A 13,360-nucleotide genomic window follows, 5' to 3' on the forward strand; every position below is an offset into this window, starting at 1 on the left:
TAGTTCTTGCTTAAACGCTATGTAATGAGAAAAGTTTTATTCTGTCACTGAGTTCATTCTATTATTAAGAATCTGCAATATAAATTCAGTGAATGTATTTAGTCGATGCAAGACTATGACAGCAATAGTGTTGTAAATTCCTTTGTTTGGGAAATGTAAGATGAGGCATAATAAATTTGAATTAACCCGTGTTCGCGCTGAATAAATCGTAATTGCGCTGAATGCCTCCGTATTAACGCTGAATAAATCGCAATTGCGCTAAATCCAACAATTATCCGTACAGTTCGTACAGAATGATCTTACCACTAAAGACGAGGGGAAAAGCCAATTTTTCTAATGAAGGAATGGTGAAAAACAGACTGTTTCAGTGAATACATTAAAAAAGGGAGCTTATGGATGACAACACTATAATAAAATCGTTATAATAAAGAATAGAAACGAAAAGTTAGGATAGATCCTATGAAAGAGAAGTTATTAACCTTTATTTACGATCATCAACTATTAAAGAAGAACAAAACGGTCTTAGTCGGTGTTTCAGGTGGACCAGACTCGATGGCTCTTCTACATTTTTTCCATGAAATAAAAGAGGAATGGAATATAACAGTTATTGCACTTACGATTGATCATCAATTAAGGGGAGAAGAATCGAACCAAGATGTTCAATATGTGAAAGAAGTTTGTAAAAAATGGAAAGTACCCCATGTATCTATTCAAGTAAATGTAAAATCGTATCGTGCAAAAAAGAAAGTAAGCACTCAAGTTGCCGCACGAACATTACGTTATGATGCATTTAAAGAACAGATGAAGATCCATCATGGAGATTATTTAGCATTAGGTCACCACGGAGATGACCAAATTGAAACACTCGTTATGTCCCTTGTTAGAACGACGAACTTAAGTAGCTTAACTGGCATTCCATTCAAAAGAAAATTCGTAACTGGAGAAATTATTCGCCCGTTACTTTGTGTAACAAAACATGAGATTGAAGACTATTGTGTCAAGCACCATTTACAGCCACGAATTGACTCTACAAACCTAGATACATATTATACCCGTAACTATGTAAGAGCTCATATTGTTCCAAAGCTTAAAAAACGTAATCATAATTTACATATGACCGTTCAGCGGTTAAGTGAATCATTACAGGAAGATGAAGAATACTTAATGGAACAGGCTAAGCAAGTTGTAAAGAAGACGGCTCGATTCGATGAACAACAGAAAAAAGCAAGTATATCTGCTAAGGAATTAAGGAGTTATGCAGTTTCTTTACAAAGACGAGCATATCGATTAACATTAGACTATCTATACGATGAATTACCTGATAGTTTGTCCTATATGCATGAACGTATTTTTTTATCGCTATTGAGTGAACAGATGGGGAACCAAATTATTCATTTTCCTAAAGGGTTGCACATTGAAAAATCATATGATAACATATTTTTTTACTTTTTTGAGAAAAATCGTATTGTAGAAAAGTCGTTTCACCAAATAATGACAGCTATTCCGCAAAGTATAAACTTACCAAATGGAGCTGTTTTTTCGGTTTCTTACATAGATGTAAAGAACGCTAAGGAAAAAGAAAGTAATCCATATACATATATTTGCTCGAAGGAACAGATTGCCCTTCCAATTCATATTCGAACACGAAGAGACGGGGATCGAATGCGTTATAAAGGGTTACGTGGAACGAAAAAAATAAAAGATATTTTAATTGATGCAAAAGTTCCTCGCCATTTAAGAGATCATACTTACATAGTAGCAGACGATTCGGATGAAATATTTTGGTTGATCGGATTAAGAAAGAACATGGACCATTGTACAATGTCTGATGGGACTTACGTACTGTTTGAATATAAAACTTGAGTCAACAGCTTGAAGGAGGAAGATGATGCAAAGCGACATCAAAGAAGTATTAATTACAGAAAAAGAAATAGCAAATAAATGTGCTGAGATTGGAGAACAATTAACATTAGAATATAAAGATAAATTTCCTCTTCTCGTTGGAGTATTAAAAGGTGCTACTCCATTTATGGCAGATCTATCTAGATATATTGATACCCATGTAGAAATGGACTTTATGGATGTATCGAGTTATGGAAGTGGTACACGATCATCAGGGGAAGTGAAAATTCTCAAAGACCTTGATGCAAAAGTAGAAGGAAGAGATGTATTAATTGTTGAGGATATTATCGATAGTGGCCTAACACTAAGTTATTTAGTTGATTTATTTAAATACCGAAAAGCAAACAGCGTTAAAATTGTGACACTTTTAGATAAACCAGGTGGTAGAACAGCCAAGATTAAGGCAGATATCGTTGGTTTCGAAGTTCCAAACGCATTTGTAGTTGGCTACGGGTTGGATTATAATGAAAAATATCGTAATCTTCCATATATTGGTGTTTTGAAACCGGAAGTATATAGTGTTTAGTAAGTAAGAAAAAAGAATAAAAATAATGGTAATAGAAGAATATTAAAAATGAGTGAACGAAAGAGCAATTAGTTGTATTCACTAATTTTTATATGGTACTATGTTATGTAGTTTTTCTCGCTTGGGAGGAGGTTTTTAAATGGATCGGATTTTTCGGAATATACTTTTTTATGCACTTATTTTTCTCGTGTTAATTGGTGTAATAAGCTTGTTTAAAGGCCAAAATGATCAGTCTACTGAATTTAATGTGCAACAATTTATGCAAGCCTTAGATAATGGCGAAATCGCAGAGATGACGATGCAGCCCAAAAATAAAATAATGAGAATTACTGGTGAACTTGAGAAAGATAAAAAGCCTTTTATCGTTCAAGTACCAGATAATACGGAAATTATTGCAACAATTACGGAAAAAGCTACCGAACAAAGTGTACTGAAAGTTGCAGAAGAAGAACAACCGAGTGCATTTGTGAACTTTTTAACGATGATGTTACCATTTTTAATCATCGGGTTAATCTTTTTCTTTATTTTCACTAGAGCACAAGGTGGCGGTGGTGGCGGCCGTGTAATGAATTTTGGAAAGAGTAAAGCCAAGTTATATAATGAAGAAAAAGCAAAAGTTCGTTTTACTGACGTTGCTGGTGCAGATGAAGAAAAGCAAGAACTGGTAGAAGTAGTTGAATTTTTGAAAGATCCTCGTAAATTTACGAAAGTAGGTGCCCGCATTCCAAAAGGGGTACTTTTAGTAGGACCGCCTGGTACAGGTAAAACATTACTTGCCCGTGCAGTAGCAGGTGAAGCAGGAACCCCGTTTTTCTCAATTAGTGGATCTGACTTTGTTGAGATGTTCGTTGGTGTAGGTGCTTCAAGGGTACGAGACTTATTTGAAAATGCGAAAAAGAATGCACCATGTATCATCTTTATCGATGAAATTGATGCAGTTGGTAGACAGCGTGGAGCTGGACTTGGTGGTGGACATGATGAACGTGAACAAACATTAAACCAGCTACTTGTTGAAATGGACGGGTTTGATGGAAATGAAGGAATCATTATGATTGCTGCAACAAACCGCCCAGACATTTTAGACCCTGCATTACTTCGCCCAGGACGATTTGACAGACAAATTCCTGTTAACCGACCAGATGTAAAGGGTCGGGAAGCAGTATTACATGTACATGCAAGAAATAAACCGTTAGCAGAAGATGTAGATTTAAAAATTATTGCAATGCGTACACCTGGATTTTCAGGTGCTGATTTAGAAAACTTGCTGAATGAAGCAGCACTTGTCACTGCTAGAGGTAATAAAAAGAAGATTACGATGGAAGAAATTGATGAAGCAATCGATCGAGTAATTGCCGGTCCGGCTAAAAAGAGTCGAGTCGTATCAGACAAAGAACGCAAAATTGTCGCTTACCACGAAGGTGGGCATACAGTTATCGGTATGGTATTAGATGATGCTGATACGGTTCATAAGGTAACGATTGTACCGCGTGGTCAAGCTGGTGGTTATGCTATGATGCTTCCAAAAGAAGATCGTTATCTTGCTACTAGACCAGAATTATTTGACCGAATTACAGGTCTTTTAGGTGGTCGAGTTGCGGAAGAGATTATTTTCGGTAAAGATCATGTTAGTACAGGAGCTTCGAATGATTTTCAACGAGCAACTGCCATTGCGAATAAAATGATCACAGAGTATGGAATGAGTGATAAAATCGGCCCTACTCAATTTACAGGTAGCGGGGGAGATCCTTTCCTTGGCCGTGATATCCAAAGTGAAAAGAATTATAGTGAAGCTCTCGCACATGAAATTGATGTGGAAACACAGAACTTCATTAATTACTGCTACGATCGAGCTAAGACCATTTTAACTGAAAATCGCGATAAACTAGAGTTAATTGCTGAAATGTTACTTGAACATGAAACATTAGATGCAGAACAAATTAAATCGTTATTTGAAGATGGTGTCATGCCTGAAGTTAGCTACAAAAAGTCTAGTTCAGATCAAGAAGATCAAGATGAAAATGATCATTCAACTTCAACGAATGAAGACAATGAAGTAAAAGTAAATATTTCAGCTAAGCAGGATGATGAAACAACACCAGATAGTTATGAAGAAGCAAAAGATAAAGTAACAAAAGATGATCAAGAAACAGATGAGCAGAACGATAAAAAAGATTAGCATAAAAAGACGGAACAACCTTTCCATCAAGAAGGAAAGGTTGTTTTTTTGTCTTAAAAAAGATTGAATGATGAACATTAACCCTTACGACCTTCCCTGACAAAATGGTAAGGTATCTTTTGGAAAATGAATTTACATAATTATTATAATGGGTGATTAACCCGAACAATAACGTTTATTTTATGTTTAATTATCCATGAATAAAAACGCTAAAAAAGTTGCTTGTAGAAAAAGGCGACGACTACTAGAGAATAGCATGAGAGGGAATGCAGACTAAGTGCGTCATGGCCTGGGACTGCGATTACTCGTCCCATCGAAGAGCATTTGCACTAGCACGTCCTGTGCGTCGTAGACCCTGCAGAGAGCAAATACGGAGACCACTGAAAAAACTCTTAAAAAATAGGAAGCATTTAGGAAACAAAGCATCCCGAATATACGTAGACTCCTGTGGGAAGTAAGAGATCGTCGAGACCCCGCAGGGCATTGCCCGAGGAGGCTCGACACTCGCCCGCGGAAAGCGAAGTATATTCGGGATGCGGGTTCTATTGCAAAGATTCAAGTCATTTCTGTGGAATGACGGTATTAATAAATTCATATTGTTCGGATTAATCCTTACTTATTGTGTTATGTAATTGGCTTTATTACATAAAAGAAATAAAATATGGCACATTATAGATAGATACAGTGAAGCGCGGTATGGTATATTTAACTTATCTTTTGTGATAAAAAATCACAATTTGTCTGTTATTTTTTATCACGTTTAGCTATGCTTGTAATGAGAAGATATAAGAGGATGTTCAAAAAGTCCAACAAAAAGGACGCGTTGAATTTCTGCGTTGGCTTGCTTTTCAGGTACTCACGTATGTAAAGGCATGCGCTCCGTTCTCGGGAGCTACGCCACCTTGAACTTCTTGATCCCTTTTATCTGCCTTTTTGAACACGCACTATAATGTAAATATCCAACTAATTGTTTGAAGTGAGGAGCGTTTGGGAAGATGATATTTGTACTTGATATCGGAAATACAAATACAGTACTAGGGGTTTTTGAACAAGATCAATTAAAATATGAATGGAGAATTAAAACAGATCGCCATAAGACGGAAGATGAATTTGGAGCTTTAATTAAAACGTTATTTGAGTTTAAGGGAATTGCTTTTACACAGATTGAGGAAATTATTATTTCGTCAGTCGTTCCGCCGATTATGCAAGCATTAGAGAAAATGTGTCGATTATACTTCAATATTACTCCTTTAGTCATTGGAAAAGATAATGTAAAATCCTACTTGCAAATAAGTTATCCGTCTCCAAAAGAAATTGGTGCAGATCGGATTGTAAACGCTGTAGGTGCTATTAGTCTTTACGATACACCACTTGTTATCATTGACTTTGGAACAGCAACGACTTTTTGCTACATCGATGAGCAAAAAGCTTATTATGGTGGAGCAATTGCCCCAGGGATTAAGATTTCAATGGATGCATTATATAGTCATGCTTCGAAATTACCAAAGATTGAGATTGAAAAGCCTGAAAATATTATCGGGCAATCGACAGTCGAAGCAATGCAATCAGGAGTTTTTTATGGGTATGTCGGTTTAGTCGATGGGATTGTCAATCGAATAAAAAAAGAAGCTGGTAATAGTCCTACCGTCATCGCAACAGGTGGATTAGCTTCCTTAATTGCTTGTGAATCTGAAACGATTGATCATATTGAAACACATCTTACATTAAAAGGATTATATGTTATTTATCAAAAAAATAAGCTGCAATAAAGGAGTATATATATGCAAGATTATTTAATTAAATCTACAATATATAATGGGAAGGTTCGTGCCTATGCGGCTATCACAACTAATACAGTTGCAGAAGCATGTAAACGCCAAGATACGTGGGCAACAGCATCGGCTGCTCTTGGAAGAACCGTTACGATTACGGCTTTAATGGGAGCGATGTTAAAAGGGGAAGATAGTTTAACGGTAAAAATAGAAGGGAATGGGCCGCTCGGTGCGATTATTGCTGACGGCACTGCAAAAGGAGCGGTAAGAGGTTATGTGTTAGAGCCACATGTTGATTTTCCGTTAAACGAGGTAGGAAAATTAGATGTAAGGCGCGCGGTCGGTACGGAAGGTACGCTTAGTATTGTAAAAGATCTTGGATTGAAAGATTATTTTACAGGACAAGTACCAATTGTTTCAGGTGAAATAAGTGAAGATTTTACCTATTACTTTGCAAACTCGGAACAAACTCCATCAGCAGTCGGTGCAGGCGTTTTAATTAATCCAGATCATTCTGTACTTGCAGCAGGTGGTTTTATCATTCAATTAATGCCAGGAGCTAATGATGAAATAATTACGAAACTGGAAAAAGCAATTGAAACATTCCCACAAATATCTACTCTTATTCAAGAGGGGAACAACCCGGAGCAAATTTTACAACGATTATTTTCCGAAGAAGAAGTACAAATATTAGAAGAAGCACCTATCTATTATGAATGTAAATGTTCGTTTGAGAGAATGAAAAATGCAATCAAAGGATTAGGGGAAAAAGAAATAATGGAAATGATTGAGGAAGATCATGGCGCCGAGGCAACTTGTCATTTTTGCAATGAAGTATATCATCTATCAGAAGATGAATTACGAGAATTATTATAAAAATTACCATGGAAAAATGAAGAGGAAATTTTTTCATTTTACTGCCATTAATAGTTGACAAATGAACGCAATAACGGTATATTAAAAATAAATCCTATAAAAATAGTGTGAATTAGGAGGAATTTAAGAATGAGAGTCGCAAATAATATTGCTGGTTTAATTGGAGAAACCCCAATTGTAAAATTAAATCGTACGGTAGATGAAAATAGTGCAGATATATACTTAAAATTAGAATTTTTCAACCCAGGAAGTTCTGTAAAAGACCGAATTGCTTTAGCGATGATTGAACGTGCAGAAGAAGAAGGTATCATTAAGCCAGGAGATACGATCATTGAACCGACAAGTGGTAATACTGGTATTGGTTTAGCGCTCGTTGCAGCAGCCAAAGGATATAAATTAGTCGTAGTGATGCCTGATACAATGAGTCAAGAGCGTCGTAATTTACTAAAAGCCTATGGTGCTCAATTACATTTAACGCCTGGTGCTAACGGAATGAAAGGCGCAATTCAAAAAGCAGAGGAATTAAAAGAAGAACATGGATACTTTATGCCACAACAATTTAATAATGAAGCGAATCCGGAAGTTCATGCACGAACAACTGGAGAAGAAATTGTCAAACAACTACCAGATGGGGTGGATGCATTCATATCTGGGATCGGTACTGGTGGAACGATTACAGGTGCAGGTAAAGTTTTAAAAGAACGTTTTAAAGATGTAAAGGTGTTCGCCGTAGAGCCGGTTGACTCACCAGTCCTTTCTGGAGGATCACCTGGTCCGCATAAAATCCAAGGAATTGGAGCAGGTTTTGTTCCAAAGGTGTTAAATACTGACATTTACGATGAAGTAATTCAGATTTCGAATGAGGAAGCTTTCGAGGCATCACGAGAAACAGCTCAAAAAGAAGGAATCCTTGGCGGAATTTCAGCAGGAGCCGCAATCGCAGCTGCAAAAAAAGTGGCAAAACAATTAGGTAAAGGTAAAAAGGTTTTAGCCGTTCTTCCGGACAATGGTGAGCGCTATTTATCGACAGCTTTATACCAATTTGAAGAATAATAAACTTGTTTTTGAAAAAGTAGCACAGTTCCTGTGTTACTTTTTTTGGTTTTCATAGATGTCAAAATAACTCACTCTTATCTTACTTTGTGGTAAACTGATAAAAAAGATAATTTTTACGTTCTTTCAGGTTGATTTGAACGTATGTAAATAGTTTGGAGAAGGATTTTTTTATGTATGTAAAGACGCGCTCGAAACAATATGACGTGACAAAACAGACATTAGTGATGGGAATATTAAATATTACACCTGATTCTTTTTCAGATGGTGGTCATTATAATTCAATCGAAAAGGCGATCAGACAAGCGAAGGAAATGGAACAATATGGTGCTCATTTTATCGATGTTGGGGGAGAATCAACAAGACCAGATCATCAACCTGTTTCATTAGAAGAAGAAGTGAACCGAGTAGTTCCAGTTATTAAAGCGCTAAAGAAGGAAATAAACATTCCTATTTCGATTGATACGTATAAAGCTAAGACAGCAGAAAAAGCAATCGAAGCTGGAGCAGATATCATTAATGACATATGGGGAGCAAAACATGATCCAGACATGGCATCTGTTGCAGCGGCATTTAATGTACCGATCATTTTAATGCATAATCGGACAAATAAAAAATATCATTCGCTTATCGATGATATGGTTGCTGATTTACAGGAGAGTATTGATATAGTGAAACAAGCTGGTGTAAAAGATGAAAATATTATTATTGACCCTGGCCTCGGTTTTGCAAAAGAGGTAAAGGATAATTATGTTGTGATGAATCATTTAGACGAATTTAAGAACAGATTGCCATACCCTCTTTTGCTCGGAGCTTCACGTAAATCTTTTATTAGTAAAGTATTACCGATTCCTGCAGAAGAACGTGATAATGCAACAGGGGCGACAACTTGTTTAGGTATTACAAAAGGTGTCCATATCGTTCGAGTCCATGATGTGAAACGTCATGTACAATTAGCTAAAATGATGGATGCCATGCTAAAAGGAGTGGATGCCTTTGGATAAAATTATCTTAAATAAATTAAGTTTTTACGGATTCCATGGTCTATTTAAAGAAGAAAAAAAGCTAGGACAAAGGTTTTTAGTCGATGTGGAACTATTCACTTCACTGAAAAAAGCTGGTACGACGGATCATATGAATGATTCGATTGATTATGGGAAAGCATATGAAAAAATTAAGGGTATCGTTGAAGGAGAAGCGAAAAATTTAATCGAAGCAGTTGCAGAGGATGTCGCAAATGAGCTTTTACAAAGTTTTTCTACACTTCAAGCTTGTTCTGTTACAGTAACAAAACCAGACCCACCAATTAACGGTCATTATGACTCCGTTGCAGTACAAATTTACAGGGAGAGAGAAAGATGAATGTAGCTTATATCGGATTAGGGTCAAATATTGAGCCAAGAAGTAACTATTTACATGATGCAATTCAGAGGCTATCTGCAAATAAACAGGTAGAAGTTATCAATAAATCTTCTATATATGAAACGGAGCCTGTTGGTTATTTAGAACAAGATCATTTTTTAAATATGGTTATTGAGGTCCATACATCATTAAGTAATCTCGAATTGCTGGAGGCATGTCAGCAAATAGAGGAGACATTAGGTAGGGAAAGAACGATTGAAAATGGACCTCGTACAATTGATCTTGACATTTTACTTTATAATAGTGAAAATAGAGCTTTGGACACGTTACGAATCCCGCATCCTCGGCTTCATGAACGTGCCTTTGTATTAGTCCCTTTATATGAAATAGCTCCTCATATAGTTATGCCCACATCCGGTAAGTTGATTGAGGATATGTTAAATGATATATCGAAAAAGGAAATGAATAGTGTCGTAAAATGGAATGAGTAGAATTCGTTTGCGATATAAAGGAGAGTGAAAAAATGTTTAAAATAGGAGATGTAACAATTCCGAATAAAGTAGTATTAGCCCCGATGGCAGGTGTTTGTAATTATGCTTTTCGCTTAACGGTAAAAGAATTTGGGGCTGGTCTCGTTTGTGCGGAAATGATTAGTGATAAAGGAATTGTCAATCGAAATGAAAAAACGATGAATATGCTTTATATTGATGAAGATGAAATGCCAATGAGTTTACAAATTTTCGGTGGTGAAAAAGAAACATTAATCGAAGCTGCTCAATTTGTAGATGAACATACGAATGCAAGTATTATTGATATCAATATGGGTTGTCCGGTACCGAAAATTACGAAATGTGATGCCGGAGCTCGCTGGTTGCTAGATCCGAATAAAATTTATGAAATGGTTTCTGCTGTCGTGGATAATGTCAATAAACCAGTTACAGTAAAGATGCGTAGTGGTTGGGATGAAGACCATATTTATGCTGTTGATAATGCGAGAGCAGTTGAAGCAGCAGGGGCAGCCGCTCTAGGAATTCATGGTCGAACTCGGAAACAGTTATATGAAGGTTTTGCTGACTGGGAGATTATTAAGCAAGTTAAACAAGCAGTGAAAATTCCGGTTATTGGAAATGGCGATATAACAAGCCCGGAAATCGCAAAACAAAGATTGGAAGAGTCGGGTGTTGATGCGATTATGATTGGTCGGGCGGCATTAGGAAATCCGTGGATGATTTATCGAACAGTGAAATATTTAGAAACGGGTGAATTATTAGGGGAACCAACTCCAAAAGAAAAAGTCGACGTATGTTTGCTACATATGGAACGGCTTGTTAAACTAAAAGGAGAAAAGGCCGCGATTATGGAAATGCGTAAACATGCTGCCTGGTACTTAAAAGGGTTAAAAGGAAATGGAAGAGTTCGGAACCGTATTAATCAGATTGAAACGAAAGAAGCAATGGAAAATATTTTATTTGACTATGCAAATGAATTAGAAATTGCAACTTTCGCTTCATAAGAAAGAGCTTTTACGTAGGACTTATTATATTAATGGAGTGATAAGGTTGACGGAAGAATTAAATGAACATATGAAAGTAAGACGCGAAAAGTTGGCTTCGTATTACGAACAAGGATTGGATCCTTTTGGTGGAAAATTTGTCCGAACAAATGTAGCAATAGATTTACATGATTTATATGACTCATTGACGAAAGAAGAACTTGCCGAAAAAGAAATCTCTACTACACTAGCGGGTAGAGTGATGACAAAGCGAGGAAAAGGAAAGGTCGGCTTTGCTCATATTCAAGATGCGACAGAACAAATCCAATTATATGTGAGAAAAGATGAAATAGGCGAGGAAGCCTACGAAGTTTTTAAGTCGGTTGACATCGGGGATATTGTTGGTGTTACTGGTATTGTCTTTAAAACAAATGTTGGGGAACTATCGATTCAGGCAAAAGAATTTACTCTTTTATCAAAATCTTTACGACCATTACCAGATAAATATCACGGTTTACAAGATATTGAATTACGTTATCGTAAACGATATTTGGATTTAATTACGAATACAGACAGTCGAAATGTATTTATCTCTCGTAGCAAAATTATACAATCCATGCGTCGTTATTTAGATGAACAAGGATTTCTTGAAGTGGAGACTCCAATGCTTCATACAATACCAGGTGGTGCAACAGCTAGACCATTTGAAACCCACCACAATGCGCTTGATATAGAACTATATATGCGAATTGCTATTGAGCTTCATTTGAAAAGATTAATAGTAGGTGGCTTAGAAAAAGTATATGAAATTGGTCGAGTATTTAGAAACGAAGGAATTTCAACACGTCATAACCCTGAATTTACAATGATAGAGTTATATGAGGCATATGCTGATTATGAAGATATTATGGCCTTAACGGAGAATTTAATCGCCCATATTGCAAAAGAAGTATTAGGGAAAACGACGGTGACATATGGAGAACACGAAGTTGATCTAGAGCCTAAGTGGACAAGACTTCATATGGTAGATGCAATAAAAGAGTATGTAGGTGTCGATTTTTGGAAGGAAATTAGTGATGAAGAAGCAAGGGCTCTAGCAAAAGAGCATGACGTTGAAATTACTGATGCAATGACTTACGGGCATATCGTCAATGAATTTTTCGAACAAAAAATTGAAGAGAAACTTATTCAACCTACTTTTATTTATGGACACCCAGTTGAAATCTCACCACTTGCTAAGAAAAATAAAGAAGATGGACGATTTACGGATCGCTTCGAACTCTTTATCGTCGGTCGCGAACATGCCAATGCATTTAGTGAGTTAAATGATCCGATAGATCAGCGAGCAAGATTTGAAGCGCAAGTGGAAGAAAGAGAAGCCGGAAACGATGAAGCACACTTAATGGATGAAGACTTTTTAGAAGCATTAGAATACGGAATGCCGCCAACAGGTGGGCTTGGAATTGGGATAGATCGTTTAGTCATGTTATTAACGAATGCACCTTCGATTCGTGATGTTCTCCTTTTCCCACAAATGAGAACAAAATAATTCATTAACTAAGTTTCCTAAGAGCATCTATAGTTTGAGTTCACTCTTTCTATAGATGCTCTTTTTAATAGGTGCTTGATCATTTAAGTTCATAATAACTACAGTAAAATTGTTTTGTAATCTACTGTTTATATTGGATTAATCGAAAGTAAAGGATTTTTTTCGTTTTATGTTGCAAAACTGAATTGATTTATGTTATATTAATATTTGGCTTTTTTAAATGCCAGTTTGTTAAGAAACAAATCAAAATGTAATGTACTCCGTAACTGTTACTGCTTGATGTATCCAGTTGTAACAATTTTTTTATGTAAGTTTAAATGTTTTGTAAAAAAAGTGTTGACATTACGTTTCAGACTGTGTTATATTATAAAAGTCGCTGTTTTCCGAAGCGGCAACATGAAAGAAAAAAACATATTGACAACTAATCTTGTTGTTGATATAATAAAAAAGTTGCCTCGTTGAGGTAATGTAATTTGCTCCTTGAAAACTGAACAGACACAACATAAATGTCAAGAGAAGTTGAATGTATATTCTATATACTTTTAACCTCGTCTAAATAAGATAATTTTTGAAGCTAAGACATGTTTTCGGTGAAAACATGATAACCAAACTTTTTATGGAGAGTTTGATCTTGGCTCAGGACGAACGCTGG

The 13,360-nt window shown here is 36.2% G+C and carries 11 protein-coding genes; all 11 read left to right on the forward strand.

The window, feature by feature from the left end; translation table 11 throughout:
* Positions 1-459 precede the first annotated feature (459 nt).
* The 11 genes from tilS to lysS all read left to right on the forward strand — a co-directional run bounded on the left by tilS (position 460) and on the right by lysS (position 12,708).
* Positions 460-1,863: a tRNA lysidine(34) synthetase TilS gene (gene tilS, locus DFR56_RS20530; RefSeq protein ID WP_110397329.1), complete on the forward strand. Its 1,404-nt coding sequence runs from the start codon at positions 460-462 to the stop codon at positions 1,861-1,863.
* A 22-nt stretch (positions 1,864-1,885) separates the two neighbouring features.
* Entirely contained in the window at positions 1,886-2,428 is a 543-nt protein-coding gene (gene hpt / locus DFR56_RS20535; protein WP_110397330.1) for a hypoxanthine phosphoribosyltransferase, read from the forward strand.
* Positions 2,429-2,567: 139 nt separating this feature from the next.
* Complete coding sequence (gene ftsH / locus DFR56_RS20540; protein ID WP_110397331.1) at positions 2,568-4,604, forward strand: ATP-dependent zinc metalloprotease FtsH; 2,037 nt, start codon at positions 2,568-2,570, stop codon at positions 4,602-4,604.
* 995 nt (positions 4,605-5,599) lie between these two features.
* On the forward strand, positions 5,600-6,373 hold the full coding sequence (locus DFR56_RS20545) for a type III pantothenate kinase (RefSeq protein ID WP_110397332.1): 774 nt from the start codon (positions 5,600-5,602) through the stop codon (positions 6,371-6,373).
* A gap of 12 nt (positions 6,374-6,385) precedes the next feature.
* On the forward strand, positions 6,386-7,252 hold the full coding sequence (hslO, locus tag DFR56_RS20550) for an Hsp33 family molecular chaperone HslO (RefSeq protein ID WP_110397333.1): 867 nt from the start codon (positions 6,386-6,388) through the stop codon (positions 7,250-7,252).
* Positions 7,253-7,381: 129 nt separating this feature from the next.
* On the forward strand, positions 7,382-8,305 hold the full coding sequence (gene cysK, locus DFR56_RS20555; protein ID WP_110397334.1) for a cysteine synthase A: 924 nt from the start codon (positions 7,382-7,384) through the stop codon (positions 8,303-8,305).
* A 173-nt stretch (positions 8,306-8,478) separates the two neighbouring features.
* A complete protein-coding gene (gene folP / locus DFR56_RS20560) occupies positions 8,479-9,309 on the forward strand; it encodes a dihydropteroate synthase (protein WP_110397335.1) in 831 nt (276 codons plus the stop codon).
* On the forward strand, positions 9,302-9,667 hold the full coding sequence (folB, locus tag DFR56_RS20565; RefSeq protein WP_110397336.1) for a dihydroneopterin aldolase: 366 nt from the start codon (positions 9,302-9,304) through the stop codon (positions 9,665-9,667). The genes folP and folB overlap by 8 nt, the downstream gene beginning before the upstream one ends.
* Positions 9,664-10,158, forward strand: a complete 495-nt coding sequence (gene folK / locus DFR56_RS20570; RefSeq protein WP_110397337.1) for a 2-amino-4-hydroxy-6-hydroxymethyldihydropteridine diphosphokinase — start codon at positions 9,664-9,666, stop codon at positions 10,156-10,158. Before folB ends, folK begins: the two co-directional genes overlap by 4 nt.
* 32 nt (positions 10,159-10,190) lie before the next feature.
* The gene (gene dusB, locus DFR56_RS20575) at positions 10,191-11,180 is read left to right on the forward strand and encodes a tRNA dihydrouridine synthase DusB (RefSeq protein WP_110397338.1); all 990 of its coding nucleotides are present in this window, start codon (positions 10,191-10,193) and stop codon (positions 11,178-11,180) included.
* Between the two features lie 46 nt (positions 11,181-11,226).
* The gene (gene lysS, locus DFR56_RS20580; protein ID WP_110397339.1) at positions 11,227-12,708 is read left to right on the forward strand and encodes a lysine--tRNA ligase; all 1,482 of its coding nucleotides are present in this window, start codon (positions 11,227-11,229) and stop codon (positions 12,706-12,708) included.
* Positions 12,709-13,360 lie beyond the last annotated feature (652 nt).

This window comes from Pseudogracilibacillus auburnensis (assembly GCF_003201975.1).
GTDB lineage: Bacteria > Bacillota > Bacilli > Bacillales > Amphibacillaceae > Pseudogracilibacillus > Pseudogracilibacillus auburnensis.

Bases quoted from the DNA above. Each gene is read 5' to 3' on its own strand.
- cysK (WP_110397334.1), top strand. From the start codon at position 7,382: ATGAGAGTCGCAAATAATATTGCTGGTTTAATTGGAGAAACCCCAATT.
- ftsH (WP_110397331.1), top strand. From the start codon at position 2,568: ATGGATCGGATTTTTCGGAATATACTTTTTTATGCACTTATTTTTCTC.
- tilS (WP_110397329.1), top strand. From the start codon at position 460: ATGAAAGAGAAGTTATTAACCTTTATTTACGATCATCAACTATTAAAG.
- dusB (WP_110397338.1), top strand. From the start codon at position 10,191: ATGTTTAAAATAGGAGATGTAACAATTCCGAATAAAGTAGTATTAGCC.
- hpt (WP_110397330.1), top strand. From the start codon at position 1,886: ATGATGCAAAGCGACATCAAAGAAGTATTAATTACAGAAAAAGAAATA.
- folK (WP_110397337.1), top strand. From the start codon at position 9,664: ATGAATGTAGCTTATATCGGATTAGGGTCAAATATTGAGCCAAGAAGT.
- hslO (WP_110397333.1), top strand. From the start codon at position 6,386: ATGCAAGATTATTTAATTAAATCTACAATATATAATGGGAAGGTTCGT.
- DFR56_RS20545 (WP_110397332.1), top strand. From the start codon at position 5,600: ATGATATTTGTACTTGATATCGGAAATACAAATACAGTACTAGGGGTT.
- folP (WP_110397335.1), top strand. From the start codon at position 8,479: ATGTATGTAAAGACGCGCTCGAAACAATATGACGTGACAAAACAGACA.